Consider the following 22756-nt stretch of genomic DNA (forward strand, 5'->3'; position numbering starts at 1 on the left):
TGTTCCGTGCTACCGAACCACATGGGAATGACCGAGAGTCTCCAGTTCGAACACCGCGGGCGGAAAGACGTGTACGAGTTCGTCGAGAGTCACGGCGAGGTTCGGCCGGACAGAGCGCGTGACGCGCTCTCGATGGACGCACGCGAGTTCGGCCACCACGTCGCCATCCTGAAACGCGACGGCCTGCTCGAAGAGACAGCGGCGGACCACCTCAGAATCGCCTACGACAGCGGCGTCGCCGAGGAGTACGAGGAGGGTGACGTCGAGTTCACCATCCGGCAGGCCCGACAGGAGGACATCACCGGACTGGTCGGTGCCATCCGGGCCGCAGTCGAGAGCGGGACGTACGTCGTCGCCGAGAGCGTCGCCGACATCATCGACCACGAGGAGGTACTGCTCCGCCACAACGAACTCGAATCGCGGATGTTCTTCGTCGCCTGCGTCGACGACGACGTGGTCGGCTGGGTCCACATCCGCCACCCGGAGATGGAGAAACTCAGTCACACCGCGGAACTCACGCTCGGCGTCCTCGAAGCCTACCGCGGGCACGGCATCGGGAGCCACCTCATGCAGCGTGGCCTAGAGTGGGCCGCCTCGCAGGGCACCGAGAAGATATACAACAGCGTCCCCTCGACGAACGAGGGTGCCATCGCGTTCCTCAAGGAACACGACTGGACCGAAGACGCCCGCCGCGAGGACCACTACAAACTCGACGGCGAGTACATCGACGAGGTGATGATGGAGCGGGACCTCTAGAGGTCGGCCCCGTCCAGCGGGTCGGCGACCACGCCGTCTTTCTGCGCCCAGACGCGGGCGTGCCCCGCACACACCTCGCGGTTCTCGGCCCACGGGATGTGGAGACGCACCGCGGCCGTCTCGGTACACCCCTCTTCTGTACACTCGCCCATACGAGCCTTTCGTGCAGGCAGGACAAGCCGGTTTCCCTCAGACGAACACGACGACCAACAGCGCGACGAACAGCGTCGCCGTGAGCAGGACCTGAGCGACGGCCGAAGCGAGCATCCCCAGCGTCGTGTAGGCCGCCGTCCGCGCGCTCGCCCGCACCTCGTCGGTCCGGCTCAGTTCCGCGAGGAAGACGACGCCGGCCACGCCCGCGAGAATGCCGAACGGTCCGGCGACGAAAAAGAGGGCGAACCCGGCGACGCCCGCGGCCACCGTCGTCAGCGTCGACGCGCCGCTCGCCTTCGCGGAGATGGCCCCCGCCAGCCAGTCCACGGCCACGGCGAACAAGCCGACGAGGGTGAGCAACACCAGCACCCACAGCGCGGGGTCACTGTAGCCGGTCCCCCACCAGTAGAGGTACAGTCCCGACAGCGACAGTACCGCCCCCGGAACGAGCGGGACGACGCTGCCGACGACGCCGACGAGAGCCAGCGTGAGCGCGAGCCACGTCACGGGGTCCTGTCCGAGCACGGCCGTCATCGGTAGCGGTCGGCCTCCGTCAGTGCCGCGTCGTTCCCGAAGGCGTCCACGAGCGGTTCGAAGGCAGTCCCGAACGCCCGCATGCACTCGGCCGTCGAGGGGTACGACGACGCCGCGGCAACCGCGTCCCAGGGCCGCCCCTGCAGTCCTTTGCGGACGAGCAGTCGCTCCTGTCGGTCGGTCAGATCCGCGTCGGTGTCGGTCACGAAGTACGCCACGGCGAGCCGTCGGTACGGTCCCGGAGCCATGTCGAACAGGCCCGGGCCGAAGGCGGCACTCGCGACCTGTCGCCACTCCCAGTCGGCGAGATGCGGGTCGTACTCCCGCGAGAGAGGACCGAGGACGGCGCGTACTACGTCCGCGTCGGCGTCACGGAGTGGGTCGGCCAGCACCGCGCCGATGCGGGCGACGAACTGGGCTGCGTGTCGGTCGGCGAGCGCGCGCCCGGCCTCGCTCGTCGGGTCGAGCATGAGGGCCGAGTACTCGCCGCTCGTGTCGTTGCGCGTCGTCGAGAGGTGGACCGGCGTGTAGCCGTTCGTAGCCCAGAAGTCGACGAGGCTCGGCGTCGCACCGTAGCCGACGCCGAGCCAGTCCACGTCGTCGGCGAACTCCGCCCGCATCGCTTCGAGGAGTGCCGAGCCGAGCCCCCGCGAACGGGCGGCGTGGTGTGTCGCGATACGGAGGACGCGCATCCCGACCGGATTCCCCGCCGCCTCGTCCCGCAGTTGGGTCGTGAGCACGTCCGGGAGCATGTTCCCCCGGATACGGCTCCCGTCGCACATGGCGGCTCGTGTCTCCGATTCGAGTCCGCCCTCGCGAGCCAGTAGTGCGACAGAGACGACGTGGCCGTCGTGAACCAGCGCGCGAACCGAGACGTTCGGCGCGTCGAGGAGGCGCGCCACGTCGTCGGGTTCCGTGCGGTAGTGGGCCAACACGAGCAGTCCGAAGACTTCGCGCAGTCGATTCTCGTCCGCGAGCAGTTCGGTGGGCGAGAGTGCGGCGTACTCCACAGTCTCGGGCGTGGCGTCGGCGACGAGTTCCGCGACCGGTGGCCGCGCGTCGAGGAGGAGGGCACGGAACCCCCACACCTCCACTGGGTCGCCCGCGGCGTACCGAATCGGGTCGTCGAGATGGGCCTCGGTCACCTCGTGGTCGCTCTCCGTCAGCCGGTCCCGGAACCGGACCGAGAACCCCCGGCCCGCTCCCTCGTAGCCGTGGATGGTCGTGGCGAACGCGACGGCGGGCGCGTCGAGGAACGAAGCGAGGACGCCGACGGGAAGTGCGGCCGCCTCGTCCACGATGACCACGTCCGGGTCGCCCGGGAGCGCGGTTGCGTCGGCGGCACGCTCGAACCGGACCCGGCCCTCGGCCGTCCGCAGGTCACGCGGCGACTCGTCACTCGGCGTACCCACGAGGGCATCGTTCTCATCGAGCGTCTCGTGTGCCCGCTCGAAGACCGTCGCGGCGTTGCGGTAGTCGGGGGCCGTCACGAGGATGTCCCGGCCAGCCATCGCGAGGGCGGCGGCGGCGAACCCGCAGGCACTCGACTTCCCGCGGCCACGGTCGGACTCCACCACGACGGCCTGCTCGTCGTCCCGGAGGACTTCGAGGGCGTGGACCGCCCGGGCTTGGTCCTCGGTCAGGCACGCCGTGTAGACGCTAGACGGAAACGTGGCGTCCGATGGGACCGTCACGTCGTGGTCCGGTCGGTGTGGGTCCGGGTCGGTCAGGCCGTCGCGCTCGACAGTCCCGGCGTCCACGTCGACGATTGCGATGCCAGGGTGCGCGCGGAGCGTCTCGACCAGCCGTGTCCGGAAGTGGCCGGTCACGTCGGCCACGTCCGCGGGCGGTGCCGCGAGCGTCTCGTCGAACGCGTCGCGTCTGTCGGGCCACTCCGCCAACGACGGCGTCAGCAACACGAGGAGGCCGCCGCCGTCCACCGCACCGACGGCCCGACCGAGGGCGTTCGGTCGGCACTCCTCGTGTACGTCGAGGACGACGGCCTCACGCGTTGTCCCGAGCAAGTCGCCGGAGTGTCCGATGGGGAGGTGTTCACAGTCGAGTGTCGGGTCGGGACCCACGAGCGTCGCCGCCGTAGCGGGGATTTCGGCGGCGTCGAGTACCGCACGCGCTCCGTCGTACCCCGAACTGGCGGTTCCGGCGAGGACGAGGACGCGACGCTCGTCCGCTCGCTGGGCGTCCCGGCGGAGGGCTGTCGTCACCTCGGCGAGCATACTCCAACAGTACCGTGGTGGGGGCTTGGGTGTGGCGGTCGTCCCGTCGCTGTCCCGACAATCGTGGGCGTGTGTGGGGCTGTCACTCGCTTTTCGGCATCGAAAGGGCTTTTAGCGGAGCGGGGCCACTCACGGGTACAGCCTGTGCGGGGTTGATGATGCTCCTAGCCTCTCAGGACTCTCAGGCGGGGGAGCGCGAGCCCACGGACAGGAGGAGATTACCAATGTCAGTATACGTTGATTTCGACGTTCCGGCGGACCTCGCCGACGACGCCCTCGAGGCACTCGAGGTCGCGCGGGACACGGGAACAGTAAAGAAGGGTACAAACGAGACGACCAAAGCAGTCGAGCGCGGGAACGCCGACCTCGTGTACGTCGCCGAGGACGTACAGCCGGAGGAAATCGTCATGCACCTCCCCGAACTGTCCGACGAGAAGGCGATTCCGTACCTGTTCGTCGAGACGCAGGACGATATCGGCCACGCCGCCGGCCTCGAAGTCGGTAGTGCCGCGGCGGCCATCGTCGACGGTGGCGACGCCGCCGCCGACATCGACGACATCGCCGACAAACTCGAAGACCTTCAGTGATACACGATGAGTGAATCGGAATCCGAAGGCGACGGCGGTTCGACGCCCGCCGAGGTCATCGAAGTCGTCGGCCGAACCGGCATGCACGGCGAGGCGATGCAGGTCAAGTGCCGCATCGGCGAGGGCGAGAACCAAGGCCGCATCATCACGCGGAACGTCCTCGGGCCGGTCCGTGAGGGCGACGTACTCCAACTCCGCGAGACGGCCCGCGAAGCCGACCAGATTGGAGGACAATAATGCCCCGAACCCGAGAGTGTGACTACTGTGGCGACGACATCGAGCCCGGAACCGGGACGATGCTCGTCCGTAACGACGGGTCGACCGTCGACTACTGCTCGTCGAAGTGTGAGAAAAACGCCGACCTCGGCCGCGAAGCGCGCGACGTGGAGTGGACCGAAGAGGGTCGCGGCCCCGAAGGCGGAGCCGAACCCGACGAGGAGCCGGACGCGGACGAAGAACCAGACATCGAGGCGGAACCGGCCGCAGACGAGGACGCAGACGAGAGCGGTGCCGCACCGGACCTCGAGTCGGCCGAAGCCGAAGCCGAGGACGACACCGAAGCGGCCGACGCGGACGGTGCAGACGACGCCGAGGCCGAGGAGGACGCATGAGCCACCACGACGAGCGTACTTTCGTGATGGCAAAGCCGGACGCGGTCCAGCGCGGCCTCGTCGGTGAAATCATCGACCGACTCGAAGGTCGCGGCCTGAAGCTCGTCGGTGCGAAGTTCATGCAGATAGACGAGGACCTCGCACACCAGCACTACGGCGAACACGAGGACGAGCCGTTCTTCGACGACCTCGTGGCGTTCATCACGTCCGGGCCAGTCATGGCGATGGTCTGGGAAGGTGCCGACGCGACGCGACAGGTCCGACAGATGATGGGGACGACCGACCCTGCCGAGGCACAGCCGGGCACCATCCGCGGTGACCTCGGCCTCGACCTCGGACAGAACGTCATCCACGGCTCCGACCACGAAGACCCCGGTGCCAACGAGCGCGAAATCGACCTGTTCTTCGACGAGGACGAACTGGTCGACTACGACCGCAGCGACGAACCGTGGGTCTACGAGGACGTCGACAACTGACCCCGACGCGGACCCGTTTTTCGCCGGCCGTTAACTCGTCAGTAGCTATTAGGTCACCGCGCTGATACGGCCACCATGGCCGTATTCCGGACGGTGTTGCAGGGTGGCGTGCTAACGTCCGAGTCACTGTTCTTCTTGCTCGTCCTCGGCGTGTTGGGCGTGCCGCCGCTAGTCGCGACAGTCGGGGCCGTTCTGAACCGTGACCACTCGTTTCAGTACCTCCTCACGGCCGCAGTGGCAATCCTGACGGCCTTTCTCCTGACCGGCGCGAGCCAGTTCGAACACCCGTGGGCCGCGCTCGCTATCGGTGGCGTCCTCCTCGCCATCGCTCGTCACCTGTGGGCTGTCAGGAACCGCCGAACCGACTTCGCCGTCGTCGCCGGCATCTACCTGATGCCGGTCGGGTTGTCGGTGGCACTACTGGTGCAGGAACTGTCCTAAAAAGACCACAGCCGAAGCGAGGTGGTCGGCTTTGCCGAGGCCTCCCGTTGGTCGGCCTCGCTAGTCGTCAGCAGGCGCGGCGAAACCGACCTCGATGTCGCCGTCGTCGAGTTCCTGCTCCACTTCGCGGGCGGCCTGAACCATGTTCTCCATCTTGCCGTACGCCGCGTCACGCGGCAGGAGTTTCAGCCCGCAGTCCGGCGAGACGGTCAACTGCTCCGGGGGCACTATCTCGAACCCTTTCTTGATGTTGTCCTTGATTTCGGCGACGGACTCCACGTCGGCGACGTGGGCGTCCACGACACCCAGCGCGAGGTCCTTCGTGAACTCGTGTTCTGTGAATACGTCCAACTGCTCGTAGTTGTCGTTACAGAGTTCGAGGTCGAACTCCTCGACAGGGTAGTCGAGAATCTCGGGGTAGATACGCGAGTAGTCCCCGTAACAGACGTGCAGGCCGACGCGCACGTCGTCGGGAATCTGGTCGACAATACGGTCGAGACACTCGCCGACGATGGCGTGGTCGTCCGGCGTCGTCGCCAGCGCGGGTTCGTCTATCTGGATGTACTTCGCGCCGGCGTCCACGAGTCGCTCTATCTCCGTGTTCACGAGGTCTGCGAGGTCGTAGGCGAGAGCCTCCTGGCTGTCGTAGACTTCGTTGAACGACCAGTTAGCGAGCGTGTACGGGCCGGTGATGGGCACCTTCACCGGGCGGGCCGACACGTCGTCGGTGAACTCGAACTCCTCGACCAGCCACTCCTCGCCGTAGGTCACCTCGTCGACGACAGACGGCTTGTCGAAGTAGTTGTGTCCCCACACCTTCACGCGGCCGTTGAACTCGTAGCCGTCGATGCGGTGGGCGAAGTACTCGACCATCTCGTTGCGGCGCATCTCGCCGTCGACGACCACGTCCATCCCGGTACGCTCGTGTTCGTTCGTGATGAGGCGGGCGGCGTCGTCGGTGGCCTCGTGCCAGTCGTCGTCGTCGAACTCGTGGTCCTCGTCCTCCCAGTGGTCGCGGGCGCGGTTGAGCCACGTCGGCTTGGGATAGGACCCGACCACGGTGGTCAGAAGGAAGTGGTCGGTGCCGTGTCCTTCGGGTCGGAACTGCTCGCGGGTGTCCGTCATGCTTCCACCTCCGTCTTACCGACGGCTCCGAGTGCGTCCAGTTTCTCCTCGAAGCGGTTGCCCGGGAGGTAGAACGTCTCGGTATTGATGGTCGCGTACACCGTCTCGAAGTCCGCGCTCGGGGTCTGCTCGCCGACCCACTCGATACGCTCCTCGATGGTCTCGGGGTCCTCGACGAGCGTGTTCTGTCCGTCCACGAGGCCGAGTGCCACGTCGGACTTGGTGCCGTACTCGTTGATGTTGTAGATGTTGTCCTCGTGGTTCGCGACGAAGTCGAAGCCGATGGCGTCCACGTCGGCGTCCATCAGGTGTGCGTACACTTTCTCCTCCAGCGCGCCCCAGTAGGTGTGGGCGACGACGTCGGCGTCAGTGGCGGCGGCGACGTGGTCGATGGCCTCGCTCGCCCGCTGGTCCGCACCGTCACCGGGCGGGTTCTCCACGAGGGACGGTTCCAGCAGGAACAGCGTTTCTACGTCGGGAAACTCCGCGAGTTCGGCCGTCAGGAACTCCGCGATGGCTCCGAGGAACGCCTGTTCGTCGCCGTAGTGTTCGTCGGTAGCGAGGTCCGCGAGCGAGTACGGGCCAGGGAGGACCGCCTGAAGCCCCGAGTCGACGCGGTCCGCGGCCGAGTCGAGTTCCGCCGCCACGTCGCCTGTCGCCGCGAGGTCGTCGGTCACGACTGGCTCGCGGTAGAAGTTGTTGTTGTCGTAGTAGCGGACGATGCCGCGCGTCTCCACGGCGTCGGCGACGGCCAGCGGGTGGGCAATCATATCGTCCCAGCGTGCCTGCCCCTCGACGACGCGGTCGAGGCCAGCCGCTTGCTGTCGCTCGATCAATTCGCCGCGCGTGCGGTCGTAGACGCTCTGAATCTCGGCCCCTTCGGTGCCGTCGATGAGGTCGGCCTTCTGGTGGCCCTTCAACTCCGAGAGTTCGTCTTTCGTCCAGTCAGGCAACGGGAACAGTCCCGGTGTCGTCGTAACTACCTCTGTCATTACGAAGTGGTACGAAATGACGGCCTTTAATATTTGCTAATCGGTTTGATGATTTGTAGTAATCAAACGGAGGGCGACGAGTCGCTCGAATGGGTACTTCTCGCTCGCTACCTCTTCTGCCACGAGACCGTTCTCGTTCGCCGTGTCCCGAACTTCGTCGAGACCGGTCAGCGACGAGACCAACAGGAGGACTGCCCCGTCCGGCGCGAGGACGCGACCCACGTCGTCGAGGAACGGCGTCACGACCGCCCGCCCGGATTCGCCGCCGGACAGTGCTTTTGCCATCCAGTCGTCGCCCGTCTCCTCCGGCGGTGTCGGGAGGTACGGGGGGTTGAACAGCACGAAATCGAACGTTCCGGCCCGGAACGGTGCGGTGAGGTTCCCCCGGACCACCGGAATCCCACGCTCGCGCGCGGCCCGGCAGGCGTGGGGGTTCACGTCGGACCCGACGACGCGGGCACCGGCGTCGCGTGCGACTTCCGCGACGAACCCCGACCCCGTCCCCACGTCCAACACCCGGTCCCCGGTAGTGACCGCGTCACGAGTCGCCTCGGCGAGCAGACGGGTATCCTCCGCCGGCCCGTACACGTCGTCGTCCATGCCACGTCGCTCCGCGAGGTCGGTCATCCGTCCGCGTCCCCCTCGGTCTCTGTCCCCGCTGGCCCGTTGGGGTCGCCACCCCGGTCGGGTCCGCCGTGGCCGTCGGCCGACATCGACGCGCGGTCCCCTTCGCCGGACGCGTCGCCGGTGAGGCGAAGCCCCGTCGCCTCCTCACGCCCCATGAGTTCACGCTGTGGGAAGGGTATCTTGATGTCCTCGGCGGCGAACGCCGCCTTAATCTCGCGGATGACGGCGGTCTGGGTCTGCCACATCTGCGGCGCGCTCGGGTCCGATATCCAGAACCGACATTCGAGGACGACGGCCGAGTCGCCGAACCGCTTGCCCACGACTGTCGGCGACGGTTCCGAGAGGAGCGGTGCCACGTCGCAGTCTGCGACGGCCTGCTCTGCGGTTTCGGCGGCGTGGCCCACGTCGGCGTCGTAGTCGACACCGATGTCGACCGAAACGCGGAGGCGACCCGACTGTGACCGATTGACCACCTCGGACTGGGTGACCTCGTCGTTCGGAATCAGAACGTGTTCGTCGTCGTACGTCCGCAGTTGCGTGTTGAACAGCGTGATGTCGGTCACGACGCCCTCTTGGTCGCCGATGACGACCCAGTCACCGACCTCGAACTGCCGGGCGAAGATGAGAACGAACCCCGCGAGTATCCCACCGAGCGTCTGTCGGGCGGCCAACCCGACGACCAGACCGATGGCACCCGCTCCGACGAGGAGGTCACCGGGGTTGACACCGGCCAGCGAGAGGACGAACGCGAACGCGAAGACGTAGACCGCTATCTGGATGAAGTGGTGGAGTATCTCCCGGCGATGAGCCGTGATAACGTCGCCGCCGCGCTGGTCCAGCAGGCCCTTGCTCACACGCGTCAGCGTGTAGGCGACGATGAGCGTCAACAGACCCACCAGCGCGAGAACGCCCTGCCGCGGCCCGAACCGGATGACTTCGAGGCTACTGGCAACCTCGTCCGCCGCACGCCACACGACGACGAGGAACCACCCCGTGACGCTGGCGGCGATACTGAACGCGACGGCCTGGACTGCCTCTACGTCGTCCGTCGAGAGCCACGCTTCGAGAACCTCGTCCAGCCGCCAGATGGCGGCGGCGGCGAGTGCCAGCAACGCGAGTACGACGCCACTCGCGGGGAAGCGGCTCTCCGGGGTTCCGAATGACGCCTGCACGCCCGTCGCGAGGTCCGGTGTCACGGCTCACCCACGCCCCACGCGAGTCGTGCGAGCGACGCGAACTCGGCGGGCGTGACGTTCCCGGCGCGTTTGCCCATCAGGTCGTCGTCGGCGGCGTCGACAACCGCGTCGGGGTCGCCCAACCCCGAGATGTGGGCCGTGTTCCGGACGGCGTTGCGCATCGTCTTGCGTCGCTGTGTGAACACTGCCGTCACGAAATCGAGGAAGAAGCCGTCGTCCGGGACCTCGTACTCGGGGTCACGCGGCGTCGTCCGGACCACCGCGCTCTCGACGGCAGGCGGCGGCGCGAACGCTTCCGGCGGGATGGTCTCGACCACCTCCACGTCCGCGTAGTGACCCGCCGTCACCGACAGCCGTCCGTAGTCGTCGGTTCCGGCCTCGGCGGCCATCCGCTCGGCGAACTCCCGCTGGAACGTCAACACGAGCGGGCGGCCCCGAGGGAGGAGGCGGAAGGTGATTTCGCTGGAGAGTCCGTACGGGAGGTTCGACACCGAGAGGGTGAACTCGGGCAGGTCGACGTCGAGCGCGTCACCCTCGACGACGGTGAGACAGCCGTCAGCCACGGCGTCGGCGAACTCCGCACGCAGGAACGCCGCGAGGTCGGGGTCGCGCTCGACGACCGTCACGCGGTCGGCGAATGCGAGCAACCGGTCGGTCAGCGCGCCGGTCCCGCCGCCGATTTCGAGGACGTGGCTCGTGTCCGCCTCGTCGGCGTACGTCGGGAGGCGGTCGAGTACCCGGTCGTCGACGAGGAAGTGTTGGTCACGGTCGGGATTCCCCCGGACGCCCGCCCGCCGCATCAGCGCGTCCGGGTCGCGTCGCTCGGGCGACCCGTCCGTCCGCCGGGAGTCACCGGTCATAGCTGTGCGTCGCGGCCCCGGCAGTAAAAGCCTGTCAGTCCTGTTCGTCCGTGCGCACGAACGTCCGGTATTTGAGGTCGTCCTCGCGGAGTTCCTCGATGATGCGTTCGACCAGCGTCTCTCGGGGACTGTGAAGCCCGTCGATGCGGGATTCGAGGTCCTCGAAGGACTGGAACGGTCGCCTGTCGCGGGCGTCGAGGATGTCGTTGCGGAGTTTCTTGCCGATGCCGGGCAGGAGGTTCAACTGGTGGAGGCGGAGGGTAATTGGTTGGGCCTCGTTGTAGAAGTCCACGAACCGCCGTTCGTTGTCGGCGACGATGTCCTCGACGACGTACTCTAGTTCCGAGCGCGCGCCGCCGGGCAAGTCATCGTAGTCGATGTCGCGAATCGCACCGACCGGGAGGTCCGAGTCGCGGGCGACGTTCACGCGGTCCGCGATGGCGATGTCGGGGTCGTCGGTGAACTCGACCTCGAACAACTCGAAATCGTCCTCGGTGAGGACGTAGGCGAGCGGCGACTTCTCGTACTGAGGGCGGTCGTCCTCGGTGCGGCCGTGGCGGAGGAAGTCCAAGACGACACCCATCTTTGCGTCGGCCTCGGGGTCGCCGCTCTCGGAGTCAGTCATGCGTTCGACTACGGCCACTGGCTATATAAAAGCCACACCGGGCCGCCCGCGCAGTCAGGCGTACTTCGTGACGACGTTGAGGATGTCGTCGAGTTCCTCGCCCGAGAGGGAGAACCGTTCCTGTGCGTAGATGGCCCGGAGTTCGTTGCGGTCACGCGGCCGGAGGTTCGCAATCTTGTAGGCCGTCGCTTCGTCCACCTTGTCGAGTTCACGGAGTTCGGCGACCAACTCCGTCGACTCCTCGATAGTGAGTTCCGCGAAATGGTTGACGTGCTCGATGGCCCGCGCCAGTTCGTAGCGCATCTCGCGGTCCTCGTTGGCCGCCCGCTCGCGTTCGAGGCCTTCGAGTATCTCCTTGGTCTCCGCGAGCGTCAGGTACTCCTCGCTGACCTTCTCCTTGAATATCGTCATTCCTGCGCCGTGATGTGGGCGGGCTTGGTGATGAGGGTCTTTTCCTTGCCCTGGTCGTCGATTATCACCTTGTACGCCTCGCCCTGGGTTCCGTCGATGGTTCCCGTGAGGCCGCTGAACCGCGGGTGGAATCGGCCGCCGTTCACGCTGGGGTCGATTTTGAGGTGGACCTTCTGCCCCACCTCGAACTCCTCGACGGACCGCTGTGGCGGCGACGTACCTCGGTCTCGCGGTTTGTTGCTGAGTTTGTGCCTCGTCTTCTTTTTGGGGCCATTCGAGTTGGGCATTCGTGGCTGTCGGTTGTGTGGTCGGACTTATAAAACGTGCGTTCCGGGCCAGCCGACTATACGCGACCGACGGAGTCGATGGAGACGCTTTCGACGCCTTCGACGTCACCGAAGGCTTCCTCGACGGCGTCCGTCCCGCCGGCGTCGTCGGGGACGATGACCGTCGGGAACAGTGCGACCAGACCGAACGCCACGTCGTCGCGCTCGAACCCGTTTATCTTGGCCCCTTCGGGCAGGGATTGCTCGAGACGCTCTTGGAGCGCGTCGAGGTCGACTTCGGGGTTCTGCGGCATTACCTTGACTTTGGCTGCGACTTTTCCCATGGTTGGTGGTTGGTGTGGGGGGTGATTTGGATTGCGGTATCGGTCAGGGACCCATGAATCCGCAGTCGGGGCACTCGTAGAGGTTGCTCTGCTTGCGACACTTGGCACAGCGGTAAATCTGGTGTCCGCAGTCGGGACACTTGAACGCCGCCGCACTGTTCCCCGCGATGTTGATGCCACAAGAGATGCACTTTTGCCGCTGTTTCTGCTCGGACTCACTCATATCTCCCGAGTAGACGCGCCCACATTTAACCCTTCATAATCCCCCGTGGGTATGCAGGGCGGGGCTACGACCCCGGCAGGATGTCGCCCAGTGCCGCCCCGACGGCCATCGGGACGAACGCGACAGTACATTGGGCGAACGCAACGAGCGGTTCGTTCCAGTCGACGCGGCCCCACGCGGTACTCAGGACGAGTGCCGTGAGCATGGAGACGCCGAGAACGCCGGCCACCCGGCGGGGAATGAAGCCCAAAATCGGCTCGTAGATGCGAACGTCCTGAATGTCGGCGACGTAGAGGATACCGACCACCATTCCGACGGCGAACACGAGGGTCCCGCCGAGAAAGAGCGGCGACTCGGCCAAGGAGACGCCGACCTCCTGTGTGCCGCCCTCCACGAGCATCGGGATGCCGAACAGTACCGACCCCAGCATCGCCTCGGCGAGGTCGGCCCAGTCGAACCCAACGATAGTCCGGCCGAACACGGCAGGTTCCTCCACGTCGGTGGCAGTCTCGATGATGTCCTCGATCTGCTCGCGCCGTTGCGGGTCGGTGAGCGAGTCCCGATACTCGTCGAGTTCGTCGAGCAGGTCACCGAGCGTGGGCGGGTCACCGTCGGCCGTCGTCGCTCCGGGGTCGGCTCCCCAACCCGCGCCCGACTCCGCCCCACCGTCGTCACCGTCTGTCATCCCTCAGGCGAAGTCCTCCGTGTCGTCGCCCGGTGCCTCCGGTTCGCCGCTCTCCCAGACGTAGAAGCCGCGGCCGACGCTTTTGCCGGTGTCTCCCGCGTCGACTTTCTCGCGGAGGATTGCGGGCGGTTCGAACCGGTCGCCGAGTTCGTCGCTGAGACGTTCCAGCGTGTCGAGTCGCGTGTCCAGCCCCACGCGGTCGCTGAGTTCGAGCGGCCCGACTGGGTGGTCGTATCCCAACTCCATCGCGGCGTCGGCGTCCCGAACGTCGGTCACGCCGTCCTCGACCATCCGCATGGCCTCGACGGCGAGTGACAGGCCGAGGCGGTCCGAGGCGAGGCCGGGCGCGTCCGCGACGACGATGGGTTCCGTGCCGAGGCCCTCGATAAATTCCACGGCGAAGGCCGCCGTTTCGTCGTCGGTCTGGTCGGCGGGGACGACTTCGACGAGTTCCACAAGGTGGGGCTGGTCGGCGAAGTGGAACCCGACCGCCCGCTCCGGGTGTTCGAGTGCGGTGGCGATGGCCGTCACCGACAGGGACGTGGTGGCCGTTGCGATGACCGTCTCCTCGTCGACGTACCCCTCCACGTCGGCGAACGTGTCACGCTTGCCGTCGAGGTCACTCGATGTCGCCTCGATGACGAGGTCGGCCCCGTCGACGGCCGACTGGACGTTCGTCGTTCCTTCGAGGGCATCGTCTGCCGCGTGCTGCTCTTTGCTGGAGATGTCGCCGGCCGCGGCACCGCCTTCGAGGCGGTTGCTGACTGTGTCGATGGCGTCCATCACGACGTTCGGTTCCACACCCCGGACGGTGACAGTGTGCCCGGCGGCCGCACAGACGTGTGCGATACCAGCCCCCAGGGACCCGGCACCGACTACTGCGACGTTCATGTCAGATACCGGGATAGCCGGGCTGATAAACGTTCACGCTCTTTCTGCTGTCGGAAGGTCGACGCCACTGCTCGGCCGGCACTCAGTTCCGACGCTCGCGGACGTGGTCGACGGCGGCGGCGAATCGGTCGTCGTCGCCGAGTGCGTCCAGAATGCCCGCCTCGTCCACCGAGAGCGCGTACGCCGGGCGGCCCTTCCCGGTCGCTGATTCCGTGGTCTCCTTGCCGAGGTGGCCCGCGTCTTCGAGGTCACCGAGTGCCGAGATGACACGCTGGCGGGTCACGCCACCGGGAAGCATCTCGTCGAGTCGCTCGAACTCGTCGAGCAGGTCCTCACAGACGCCGGAGACGTCGAAGGAGTGAACGGGCGTGTCTTCCCGCGAACGCAGGTCGATGACTGCGATGAGGACGAACTTGTGGAACGCGTCCAGCGAGTCGAGGTCTTGGCCGGTCATATCCTTGTGTTTGAACGACGACTGTCAAGAGCGTGCTGTTTTTGCCACAGGAGCAGCGGACTCGCACCGACTGTACAGTTCTGCCCGCCGACGACGCCGAGGCGGGGCACATCGAGAACGACTTTACCGGACGGGGGTCTAACGGGCAGCATGAACGAGACCACCGGGAATTCGGGCTGGTTCGACGGCCCCGACCCCGGCGACACCGAGACGGCCGCCGCTGCGGTTCGGGAGGGGCACGCCGAACAGTCTCACGACTGGCCGACCGAGGCCGTCGAGTCGGGCTTTGCCGAGGACAGGGCGGCGTACTACGACCAGTTGCACGAGGCGACGATGGCGGCGACGCGGGCGGCGGTCCGCGAGCGCGAACGTGCCGACGACCAGCAACTCGTCCACGCGGTCAGGGCCATGGACGACTGCCGGGGACAGGCCAACGAACTGGCCGAGCGCGTCGCGGAGTGGGCCGGGAGCCGGTTCGCGGACGCCGGGACCGGCATCGAGTCGTGTCGCCAACTGGCGGCACGGGAGACGGCAGACGCCGCCGACAGACGGGTGGTGAGTCTCGCTCGCCGTGTCGTCGCGCTGGACGAGGAGGCCGACGAACTCCGGTCGTTCGTGGAGACGACGGCACCGGAAGTCGCGCCCAACCTCGCGGCACTCGCCGGGCCGGTGCTGGCCGCGCGGTTGGTCGCACTGGCGGGCGGCCTCGAACCCCTCGCCAAGAAGCCGAGCGGCACGGTCCAAGTCCTCGGCGCGGAGGACGCGCTGTTCGCACACCTCCGCGGGCAGGCCCCGTCGCCGAAACACGGCGTCATCTACACGCACGAGGCGGTACAGGGGGCTCACCCGTCGGACCGTGGGTCGGCCGCACGCGCTCTCGCGGGCAAACTCGCCATCGCCGCCCGAATCGACCACTACAGCGGGGACCTGCGGCCGGAACTGGAGGAGGACCTCACGGAACGCATCGCGACCATCCACGCGCGGGGGGACGGCGATGAGTGACCTCCCGACTGGGGTGGAGCGTCGTGCCTTCGACGGCGAGAAGCGGTTGGCGACGCAGGGCGACCCCGTGTACGGTGAAGCGACCCGGGACGGGTGGCGGCTCTGGGACGCCCGCCGGTCGAAACTCGGCGCGATGCTGGACCTCGGGATGGACACTGGACTGGCGGGCGGCGAGCACGTCCTCTACCTCGGTGCGGCCGCTGGGACGACGGTCAGTCACGTCGCCGACTTCGCCGGACCGACCTACGCCGTCGAGTTCGCGCCGCGACCGACGCGGGACCTGCTGGACGTGGCCGCGGACCGCGACCGTCTCTTTCCGCTGTTGAAAGACGCGAGAGAACCCGAAACGTACGCCCACGTCGTCGAACCGGTCGACGTACTCGTACAGGACGTGGCGACGCGGACGCAGGCGGAGGTGGCACTGCGGAACCGGCAGTTCCTCCGGTCGGACGGCCGTCTGCTCCTCGCAGTCAAGGCGCGAAGCGAGGACGTGACCAGGGACCCCGAGGCGGTATTCGGGGACGTACTCGACTCGTTGCGTGAGGGCTACGAGATACTCGACCGCGAGCGGTTGGAACCGTACCACGCCGACCACCTCGCAGTCGTGGCGCGGCCACGGTGAGACACAGCGTGTGGCTTCGGGTCGTGTGCCGGAACTGCCCAAGGGGAACGTTTTAGCCCGGGGCCACCCAACCGGTGTTTCGATGGACGAGCGGGGTTCGGCCGAGAACTTCACGCAGATGGGCACGCTGGGCATCGAGGAGGAGTTCTTCGTCGTCGACGACCGTGGTCGCCCGACCAGCGGCACGGACGAACTCGTCTACGAGTCGGACCCGCCCGAGATTCTGGCGGACCGACTCGACCACGAACTGTTCAAGTGTGTTATCGAGACGCAGACACCGACCATCGCGGCGAACGATTTAGACGACGCCCGTGAACAACTCCACGCGGTCCGGTCGGCCCTCGTCGAACACGCGGCGGCCCACGGATACGGCATCGCGGCGGCGGGCCTCCACCCGGCGGCGGACTGGCGGGAACTCGAACACGCCGAGAAGCCACGGTACCGCGCGCAACTCGACCGCATCCAGTACCCACAGCACCGCAACACGACGGCCGGCCTCCACGTCCACGTCGGAGTCGACGACGCGGACAAGGCAGTCTGGGTGGCCAACGAGGCGCGCTGGCACCTCGCACCCATGCTCGCGCTGTCAGCCAACTCGCCGTACTGGTGTGGGTTCGACACCGGCCTCCAGTCCGCGCGCGCCAAGATTTTCGAGGCGTTGCCGAACACGGGTGTGCCGACGGCCTTCGACTCCTACGCGGCCTTCGACGAGTTCGAGCGGACGATGCTCGCGACGGACGCCATCGACGACCGGGGCGAACTCTGGTACGACGTGCGGCCCCACTCCGGCCACGGGACGGTCGAGGTGCGGGCTCCGGACGGGCAGGCAGACCCGGAGCGCGTGATGGCGTTCGTCGAGTACACGCACGCGCTAGTGACCGACCTCGCGGCGCGCTACGAGGACGGCGAGACGGGCCGGGACCACCGGCGGGAACTGCTGGACGAGAACAAGTGGCGAGCCATCCGCTACGGACAGGACGCCGACCTGTTGGACCGTGAGTTGGCGTCGTCGGTGCCGCTGGGCGAACTGGTCGACCGGGAGTGTGACCGCCTCGGCATCGACGGCATCCGCGAGGTGTACGAGGCCGAAAGCGGCGCGGCGAGACAGCGGAGACTCCGAGACGAGGGCGGCCTCGACGCCGTCTGTGCGGCCCTCCAACTGTAGCCAAGGGTTTTTATTCGGCAGTTTCCTTCTGTCGCTCTGGAGAGGACGCATGTCTGCAAACGACGGGAGTTCGGAAGACGACGAACTGGATGGTATCGAATCGGGGGACGACGAAAGCGTCCGAGAGCGAATCGAGGAAGAAGCCGACAGAGCGGTCGAGCGGTTCGACGAGAGCGTCGTCGACCTCCTCTCGTGGATTCTGGACACCGAGACGCGGGCCCGCATCTACGTCAGTCTCCGGCAGAGCCCACACAGCACGAGCGACGAGATCGCCGACGAAACCGGGCTGTACCCGAGTACCGTCCGCGAGGCACTCGCGGAACTCCACGAGGAACGGAAGGTGGAGCGGCGGAAACGCGAGAGCGGCGGTGCGGGCAACAACCCCTACGAGTACACGGCCATCCCGCCGAGCGACCTCGTTTCGGGCATCGTCGGTGACGTGCAGTCGGAACTGAACACGCTGTTCAACCTCGACAGCCACCTCGACACCGACGAGGAGGTGCCAGATGGCGACCGGACGACGGAGACGGACGACCCGGTTTCCATCACGGTGACCGAGGCAGACGACGGGGAGTAACCGCCGAACCTGTCAGGGGGTGTGGACGCGGGATTCCGAAGCCACTAAACCCGGTGCGGTCTATCCGGAGAGATATGAAGGTCGCGCTGGGCGGAACGTTCGACCCCGTACACGACGGGCACCGCGCACTGTTCGAGCGGGCGTTCGAGTTGGGTGACGTGACTGTCGGGCTGACGAGCGACGAGCTCGCGCCGAAGACGCGCGACGAGGACAGGCGCGTCCGCTCGTTCGAGGAGCGAGAGCGCGACCTCGAAGCCGAACTGAGCCGGTTCGCCGAGGAGTACGACCGCACGTACGACATACGGCAACTCCGCGAACCGACCGGCATCGCCACCGAGGAACAGTTCGACGTACTCATCGTCTCCCCCGAGACCGAAACGGGTGGCCGCCGCATCAACGAGATACGGCGGGACAGGGGACACGACCCGCTCGACATCGAAGTCGTCGACCACGTGTACGCCGACGACGGCGAAATCATTTCGAGTACCCGCATCGTCCGCGGCGAGATAGACGAACACGGGAATCTCACCCCCGACCGCGACGGCCGCCCGATGCGCGACGCCGGCGAGTGACTACCAGTCCGGGGCGTCTAGCCCGGCAGTCTCCAGAAGGTCCTTCCACCGTTGCTGCACCGTCAGCCGTGAGACGCCCACGGCCGACGCCACCTCCCCTTGCGACCGGCGTTCACCCGTGACCAACGTCGCAACGTAGAGACTGGCCGCCAGCACCGCCCGCTTCGACCGGTCGTCGTCCGGGACCGACGAGAGGAACAGGTCGGCGGCGCGGACTTCCGTCTCCTCCCCGAGGTCCAGCGTCTCCCTCGCGTCGGCTAACTCGGTGAGCCACTGCTCGTGTTCCACCTCGTCGCTGGCACGGTACACGTCACCACGTTCGCCACCGACTGCTTTAAACGCTGTCCAGCCGTCGGAACACACTTGCGCCTGTCGTTCGTACGACCGGTGTGACGCCCACGGATTCCGGTACCGTCGAGGGTATTTGGATTGCAGAGGAGGGCTCGAAACCGATGGCGGCAGTCGAGTCGGTCGAGGCAGTCGCCAACCGTGGCCTGCGCGGCGACCGGTATTTCCGGGGGACGGGCTACTACTCGGGGTTCGATGGGTGTGAGGTAACACTCGTGACCGAGTCGGCACTCGAAAGCATCCAGGAGGAGTACGACATCGACCTCCGGGACGGCCGCCACCGGCGCAACGTCGTGACACGCGGCGTACCCCTCATCCACCTCCTCGACACGCGGTTCGCTGTCGGTGACACTGTTCTCGACGGGACGCGCCCACGGCCACCGTGTGCCCACGTCGAAGCCGTCGCCGAGGAAGACGGGGTGGCACGGGCACTACAGGCAGACAGGGGCGGCATCTGCGCGCACGTCGTCGAGAGCGGGACTGTCGAAGTCGGCGACACCGTCGAGGTACGGGAGCGGCTGACTACCGACCCGGACGAACTGGCCGAGGCGATACGGGACCGCCACGACTGAGACGGGCACGCCCTCGCTCGGTCAGACCCGGGTGACTCGTCGGTACCAGAGGTACCCGAGACCGGCGACGAGGACGAATCCCCCGCCGAGCGTCGGCAGGGACGGGACAGGTGGCAGCGAGACGAGGCCGCCATCGTCCTCGGCCGTCGCCGTCGGCTGGTCCGGTTCGGTTCCGTCAGGTGTCGTCGAGTCGGTGGTCGTTTCGATGCCGGTGGTTTCGGTCGTGCCGTCGGCGGTGGCTGGTCGTGACCGACTGACGTTCTCCGTCGCCGTGTCGGCGAAGAATATCAACTGCGTATCGTTGCCGGTGCTGTCGAAGGCGCGGATGTTGACGCGGTTGACGCCGGGTTCGATGGTGAGCGGTCGGTCGAGCAGATACGTGTCGTTCCGGTCGGGGTAAATCGATTCCACGTCAGTGGCCCGGCCGGTGTCGAGGTTCGTCACCGTCACGCGGACGCGTTCGAGGTCGCGGTCGTCGTCGGTGACGAGCGCGTTGGCAATCAGCGTCTCGTCGTCTCGCACCACGGTCCGGTTCCAATCCAGTCCGACAGACGGTGGCCGGGACGTGTTCGGAGAGTAGCGGATCCAGTAGCCGCTCGTGACGTTGTTACCGTGACTGTCGTGTGCGGTCACAGAGACGTAGTTCTCCCCTTCGAGCAGCCGAACCCGTTGCTCGAAGGAGACGTTCAACCGCCCAGTCCCACGCCGGTAGTTCCGGTCCGGGACGACCCGATACGACCGGTTCCGTGGCTCGTACGGACCGTTGTTGTAGTGAAGAACCGAGACAGTCGCGTTCGAGACCCACACGCCGTCCGTGATACGCCCCGAAACGGTGTACCGTGGCGTCGATTCGGTCGATGCGCGGTAGTCGAGTGACAACTCCGGTGCCTCGCGGTCCACGACGCGGACGACGAACGACCCAATGTGCCTGTTGTCGAGAACGTCCCGCGTGGTGACCTCGATGCGGTTCCGTCCGTCGTAGAGCAGCAACGGGCGAGAGAACTGTGCGTCCGGTCCCTCCACGCCGAACGACTGGTACGTCCCGGTGACGCCCGGCCGCTCGTGGGTAATGGTCGCTTCGTCGACGCCGGTCACGTCCCGGAACACGCCAGCGAGCGTGATTCGTGTCCGGTTGACCGTGATGTCGGGGAAGAAGTACGGTGACGCCGGCGTCGTTCTCGGCTCCGTCAGGCTGAGCGACGGGGGGACGGTTTCGAGGTAGACGCGGAACCGCACCGACGTGGCTACCTCGTCGGTCCCCTCGGCGAGGATTCTGACAGTGTTGTTCCCGCCGCCGAGCGGGAGCGGGCGGTCCAACCGGACCGGCCCGTCGGCGTCGTCACGTTCGTAGACGGTTTCGCCGTCCACCGTGACGACCACCGTCTCGACGGTTGCGTTCGACCCGGGAACCGACGCGTCGAGGCCGAGGCGTGGCTGTTCACGGATAATCCGCGCGTCCCCATCCGTGATACGGTCGCCGTCGAGCGTCACGTCGAGCGTGGGGGACGTGTGGTTGCTCGTTCCCGCAGTCGTACCGCCGGCGAGGCCAGTACCGGCCGCCACGAGGAGACACACCCCACCGAGGAGCAGTATCGGGACGACGATATCTCGGTTCCGGGACACTGAGGGGACGTAGGGTGGGCGGTACTATTGTTGTTGTCGTTGTTCTCCACGGTGTGTCGTCCGAGAGCGACAGGTTCTTACTCGACTCGGGAAAACCGGCGGAGTGAGCGCGGGTTGCCGAGCTAGGCCAAAGGCGCAGCGCTTAGGACGCTGTCCCGTAGGGGTCCGCCGGTTCGAATCCGGTCCCGCGCATTGCGAGGCCGAACGTAGTGAGGCCTAGAAAGGCGAACGGGGAGCGAAGCGACCCGTGAGCAACGAGCGACCGAAGAGAGCGAAGAACAGGACCGGTTTGAACTCTAGAAACCGAGCGGAGCGAGGTTTCGTCCGGTTCGAATCCGGTCCCGCGCACTCGCTACGGTCCGTCGCGGGAACTGTGTGTCACTCCGGCCGGTCGTCGGCGTGGCGGCCGTGTGGTATCGAGAGGACAGACGCAACCGGGCTACCGGGGAAATCCCGGTCGAGGAGGCGCGTCAGCCACGTCAGGTCGTGTGTGTCGCCGGGTAGCAGTACCGTCGAGAGGCCGACGGCGGCCGTCCCGAAACTGGACTGCAAGCCGCTCAGGGTCGAGGGGTCGGTGCCGACGGCCGCGGCAGGCAGGCCAGTGAGGTCGGCGACGGTCGGCCACCCCAGTTCTTCCGCCACGAGGTCGACCGCCCGCCCGAGTTCGCCGACCGACCCGAGGTGGCCGCCGACGATGGCGGCTTTCACCAAGCGTGCTGGTTCACCGCTGAGGACCACGTCCTCCACCTGCGCGACGGCACCGTCACCGACGCTAACGACCCATCCGGCGTTCTCGTACCTGTACGTCGCCGGGCCGTCGGTCGGGGCATCGGTCACCTCCGCGAGGAGGTTCGCGGCGGCGACCCGTGCCTCGCGGACGGCGGTCTGTGCGCTCGCCGGCACTTCACGGCCGTCGGCGTCGACGACGGCGGCGGCGTCCCCGACGACGTATGTCCCCTCGGCCACGCGCAGGTCGGCACCGACGGTTGGTCGGTCACCGTCGAGGGAGTCGGGGCCGCGAATGCCGCCGGTCCAGACGAAGACGTCGGCGGGCAGGGTCCGGCCGTCGGCCAGCGTCACCGTGTCCTCGTCGCTGCCATCGACGGCGACGCCGGTCTCGACGGTCACGTCCCGGGCACCGAGTTCGGCGGCGACGGCGTCGGCGAACGCATCTCCGAATCCCGACGCGACCCGGTCCGCCCGTTCGACGAGCGTCACGTCGAGGGGGAGGTCCCGGTCGGCCGCGAGGGCGGCGAGTTCGCCGGCGACTTGGACGCCCGAGAGCCCGCCACCGCCGACGACGGCGTGACCGTCCGGGGTAGCCAGCGCGTCCTCGCGGATGCCCAAGGCGTCGGGGACTCGCTGGAGGGGGCGGGCGTTCTCCCGGACGCCCGGCAGGTCGTAGAACGCGGTCGCTGCCCCGAGACAGACCGCGGCGGCGTCGTACTCCAGCGTGCTCGTCTCCCCGTCGCAGTCGAGGGTGGCGACCCGCTCCTCGGGGTCGATATCGGTCACTCGTGCCTGTTCGACCCGTGCGGACGGCAGGAGGTCCGAGAGTGGGACCCGGAGGGCGTCCGCGAGGTCCGGGTGCCGGACGAGGCGGTGGAGTTCGTGCTTGACGAGGTGGTGTGGGTCCTCGTCGACGACGACCAACTCGACGTCGGGGGCCCGGCGAGCGACCCGGCGGGCGACGGTCAGGCCGGCGTACCCGGCACCGAACACGGCGACGCGCATACGTTAGCTACTGGCGGCGGGGTCTAAACCCCACCGACAGACCGGAGAGC

The 22756-nt window shown here is 67.1% G+C and carries 31 protein-coding genes and 1 tRNA gene; 13 read left to right on the top strand and 19 right to left on the bottom strand.

Translation table 11 applies throughout. The annotated features are described in order from the left end of the window. Positions 1 to 21: 21 nt before the first annotated feature. A complete protein-coding gene (locus MUG95_RS01250) occupies positions 22 to 756 on the top strand; it encodes a GNAT family N-acetyltransferase (protein WP_247009256.1) in 735 nt (244 codons plus the stop codon). Here MUG95_RS01250 and MUG95_RS01255 read toward each other — a convergent pair. Genes MUG95_RS01255 through tmcA form a run of 3 tightly spaced genes read right to left on the bottom strand, consistent with a single transcriptional unit; the run spans position 753 to position 3677 of the window. After that, positions 753 to 908, bottom strand: a complete 156-nt coding sequence (locus MUG95_RS01255) for a DUF8014 family protein (RefSeq protein WP_247009257.1) — start codon at positions 906 to 908, stop codon at positions 753 to 755. The two genes, MUG95_RS01250 and MUG95_RS01255, sit on opposite strands and share 4 nt — an antisense overlap. Positions 909 to 945: 37 nt before the next feature. Next, positions 946 to 1443 (bottom strand): DUF456 domain-containing protein, encoded by a 498-nt coding sequence (locus tag MUG95_RS01260; protein ID WP_247009258.1) that lies wholly within the window; start codon positions 1441 to 1443, stop codon positions 946 to 948. Further along, complete coding sequence (gene tmcA / locus MUG95_RS01265; protein WP_247009259.1) at positions 1440 to 3677, bottom strand: tRNA(Met) cytidine acetyltransferase TmcA; 2238 nt, start codon at positions 3675 to 3677, stop codon at positions 1440 to 1442. Before tmcA ends, MUG95_RS01260 begins: the two co-directional genes overlap by 4 nt. A gap of 224 nt (positions 3678 to 3901) precedes the next feature. Here tmcA and rpl7ae point away from each other — a divergent pair, with 224 nt between their 5' ends. From rpl7ae to MUG95_RS01290, 5 genes are all read left to right on the top strand, one after another. Further along, positions 3902 to 4264, top strand: coding sequence for a 50S ribosomal protein L7Ae (gene rpl7ae, locus MUG95_RS01270; RefSeq protein ID WP_247009260.1), 363 nt, complete (start codon positions 3902 to 3904; stop codon positions 4262 to 4264). Between the two features lie 6 nt (positions 4265 to 4270). After that, a complete protein-coding gene (locus MUG95_RS01275) occupies positions 4271 to 4501 on the top strand; it encodes a 30S ribosomal protein S28e (protein ID WP_247009261.1) in 231 nt (76 codons plus the stop codon). Then, positions 4501 to 4875, top strand: coding sequence for a 50S ribosomal protein L24e (locus MUG95_RS01280; RefSeq protein ID WP_247009262.1), 375 nt, complete (start codon positions 4501 to 4503; stop codon positions 4873 to 4875). The genes MUG95_RS01275 and MUG95_RS01280 overlap by 1 nt, the downstream gene beginning before the upstream one ends. Next, positions 4872 to 5351, top strand: a complete 480-nt coding sequence (gene ndk, locus MUG95_RS01285) for a nucleoside-diphosphate kinase (protein WP_247009263.1) — start codon at positions 4872 to 4874, stop codon at positions 5349 to 5351. Before MUG95_RS01280 ends, ndk begins: the two co-directional genes overlap by 4 nt. A 75-nt stretch (positions 5352 to 5426) precedes the next feature. Then, positions 5427 to 5792: a hypothetical protein gene (locus MUG95_RS01290; protein WP_247009264.1), complete on the top strand. Its 366-nt coding sequence runs from the start codon at positions 5427 to 5429 to the stop codon at positions 5790 to 5792. Positions 5793 to 5852: 60 nt separating this feature from the next. Here the strand turns inward: MUG95_RS01290 and MUG95_RS01295 are convergent, their stop codons facing one another. From MUG95_RS01295 to MUG95_RS01355, 13 genes are all read right to left on the bottom strand, one after another. Next, on the bottom strand, positions 5853 to 6917 hold the full coding sequence (locus tag MUG95_RS01295; protein ID WP_247009265.1) for a methionine synthase: 1065 nt from the start codon (positions 6915 to 6917) through the stop codon (positions 5853 to 5855). Continuing rightward, complete coding sequence (locus MUG95_RS01300; protein ID WP_247009266.1) at positions 6914 to 7909, bottom strand: 5-methyltetrahydropteroyltriglutamate--homocysteine methyltransferase; 996 nt, start codon at positions 7907 to 7909, stop codon at positions 6914 to 6916. Before MUG95_RS01300 ends, MUG95_RS01295 begins: the two co-directional genes overlap by 4 nt. Positions 7910 to 7945: 36 nt before the next feature. Continuing rightward, complete coding sequence (locus MUG95_RS01305) at positions 7946 to 8536, bottom strand: HemK2/MTQ2 family protein methyltransferase (protein WP_247009267.1); 591 nt, start codon at positions 8534 to 8536, stop codon at positions 7946 to 7948. Further along, positions 8533 to 9732: a mechanosensitive ion channel family protein gene (locus tag MUG95_RS01310; protein WP_247009268.1), complete on the bottom strand. Its 1200-nt coding sequence runs from the start codon at positions 9730 to 9732 to the stop codon at positions 8533 to 8535. Before MUG95_RS01310 ends, MUG95_RS01305 begins: the two co-directional genes overlap by 4 nt. Next, positions 9729 to 10592, bottom strand: a complete 864-nt coding sequence (locus MUG95_RS01315) for a 16S ribosomal RNA methyltransferase A (RefSeq protein WP_247009269.1) — start codon at positions 10590 to 10592, stop codon at positions 9729 to 9731. The genes MUG95_RS01310 and MUG95_RS01315 overlap by 4 nt, the downstream gene beginning before the upstream one ends. Before the next feature lie 34 nt (positions 10593 to 10626). Beyond that, positions 10627 to 11217, bottom strand: coding sequence for a DUF655 domain-containing protein (locus MUG95_RS01320; RefSeq protein ID WP_247009270.1), 591 nt, complete (start codon positions 11215 to 11217; stop codon positions 10627 to 10629). 54 nt (positions 11218 to 11271) lie between these two features. Then, complete coding sequence (locus tag MUG95_RS01325; protein WP_247009271.1) at positions 11272 to 11628, bottom strand: RNA polymerase Rpb4 family protein; 357 nt, start codon at positions 11626 to 11628, stop codon at positions 11272 to 11274. Continuing rightward, positions 11625 to 11915 (bottom strand): 50S ribosomal protein L21e, encoded by a 291-nt coding sequence (locus MUG95_RS01330; protein ID WP_247009272.1) that lies wholly within the window; start codon positions 11913 to 11915, stop codon positions 11625 to 11627. The genes MUG95_RS01325 and MUG95_RS01330 overlap by 4 nt, the downstream gene beginning before the upstream one ends. Before the next feature lie 56 nt (positions 11916 to 11971). Further along, a complete protein-coding gene (locus MUG95_RS01335) occupies positions 11972 to 12238 on the bottom strand; it encodes an elongation factor 1-beta (protein WP_247009273.1) in 267 nt (88 codons plus the stop codon). 43 nt (positions 12239 to 12281) lie between these two features. Then, positions 12282 to 12461 (bottom strand): HVO_2753 family zinc finger protein, encoded by a 180-nt coding sequence (locus MUG95_RS01340; RefSeq protein ID WP_247009274.1) that lies wholly within the window; start codon positions 12459 to 12461, stop codon positions 12282 to 12284. A 64-nt stretch (positions 12462 to 12525) separates the two neighbouring features. Then, positions 12526 to 13146: a DUF2391 domain-containing protein gene (locus MUG95_RS01345; protein ID WP_247009275.1), complete on the bottom strand. Its 621-nt coding sequence runs from the start codon at positions 13144 to 13146 to the stop codon at positions 12526 to 12528. A gap of 3 nt (positions 13147 to 13149) precedes the next feature. After that, complete coding sequence (locus MUG95_RS01350; protein WP_247009276.1) at positions 13150 to 14037, bottom strand: 3-hydroxyacyl-CoA dehydrogenase family protein; 888 nt, start codon at positions 14035 to 14037, stop codon at positions 13150 to 13152. 82 nt (positions 14038 to 14119) lie between these two features. Beyond that, entirely contained in the window at positions 14120 to 14491 is a 372-nt protein-coding gene (locus MUG95_RS01355) for a hypothetical protein (RefSeq protein WP_247009277.1), read from the bottom strand. Positions 14492 to 14641: 150 nt separating this feature from the next. Between MUG95_RS01355 and MUG95_RS01360 the strand changes: the two genes are divergently transcribed. From MUG95_RS01360 to MUG95_RS01380, 5 genes are all read left to right on the top strand, one after another. Continuing rightward, entirely contained in the window at positions 14642 to 15493 is an 852-nt protein-coding gene (locus MUG95_RS01360) for an NOP5/NOP56 family protein (protein ID WP_247009278.1), read from the top strand. Continuing rightward, on the top strand, positions 15486 to 16115 hold the full coding sequence (locus MUG95_RS01365) for a fibrillarin-like rRNA/tRNA 2'-O-methyltransferase (RefSeq protein WP_247009279.1): 630 nt from the start codon (positions 15486 to 15488) through the stop codon (positions 16113 to 16115). The genes MUG95_RS01360 and MUG95_RS01365 overlap by 8 nt, the downstream gene beginning before the upstream one ends. Positions 16116 to 16197: 82 nt before the next feature. Further along, positions 16198 to 17280, top strand: coding sequence for a glutamate--cysteine ligase (locus MUG95_RS01370; protein ID WP_247009280.1), 1083 nt, complete (start codon positions 16198 to 16200; stop codon positions 17278 to 17280). 49 nt (positions 17281 to 17329) lie between these two features. Then, positions 17330 to 17857, top strand: coding sequence for a winged helix-turn-helix domain-containing protein (locus MUG95_RS01375; RefSeq protein ID WP_247009281.1), 528 nt, complete (start codon positions 17330 to 17332; stop codon positions 17855 to 17857). 74 nt (positions 17858 to 17931) lie between these two features. Continuing rightward, positions 17932 to 18429, top strand: coding sequence for a phosphopantetheine adenylyltransferase (locus MUG95_RS01380; RefSeq protein WP_247009282.1), 498 nt, complete (start codon positions 17932 to 17934; stop codon positions 18427 to 18429). Here the strand turns inward: MUG95_RS01380 and MUG95_RS01385 are convergent, their stop codons facing one another. Next, on the bottom strand, positions 18430 to 18738 hold the full coding sequence (locus MUG95_RS01385) for a cyclin family protein (RefSeq protein WP_247009283.1): 309 nt from the start codon (positions 18736 to 18738) through the stop codon (positions 18430 to 18432). It abuts the gene before it with no gap. 143 nt (positions 18739 to 18881) lie between these two features. Between MUG95_RS01385 and MUG95_RS01390 the strand changes: the two genes are divergently transcribed. Then, positions 18882 to 19349, top strand: a complete 468-nt coding sequence (locus MUG95_RS01390; RefSeq protein WP_247010506.1) for an MOSC domain-containing protein — start codon at positions 18882 to 18884, stop codon at positions 19347 to 19349. Positions 19350 to 19370: 21 nt separating this feature from the next. Here the strand turns inward: MUG95_RS01390 and MUG95_RS01395 are convergent, their stop codons facing one another. Beyond that, positions 19371 to 20972 (bottom strand): hypothetical protein, encoded by a 1602-nt coding sequence (locus tag MUG95_RS01395; RefSeq protein WP_247009284.1) that lies wholly within the window; start codon positions 20970 to 20972, stop codon positions 19371 to 19373. Between the two features lie 107 nt (positions 20973 to 21079). On the opposite strand from MUG95_RS01395, the gene MUG95_RS01400 reads away from it, so the two are divergent. Continuing rightward, a tRNA-Leu gene (locus MUG95_RS01400) sits at positions 21080 to 21164 on the top strand. 186 nt (positions 21165 to 21350) lie between these two features. On the opposite strand, the gene MUG95_RS01405 is transcribed toward MUG95_RS01400, so the two are convergent. Then, complete coding sequence (locus tag MUG95_RS01405) at positions 21351 to 22706, bottom strand: NAD(P)/FAD-dependent oxidoreductase (protein WP_308219582.1); 1356 nt, start codon at positions 22704 to 22706, stop codon at positions 21351 to 21353. Positions 22707 to 22756: the final 50 nt, after the last annotated feature.

The sequence above is a fragment of the Halorientalis litorea genome (assembly GCF_023028225.1).
GTDB classification, from domain to species: domain Archaea; phylum Halobacteriota; class Halobacteria; order Halobacteriales; family Haloarculaceae; genus Halorientalis; species Halorientalis litorea.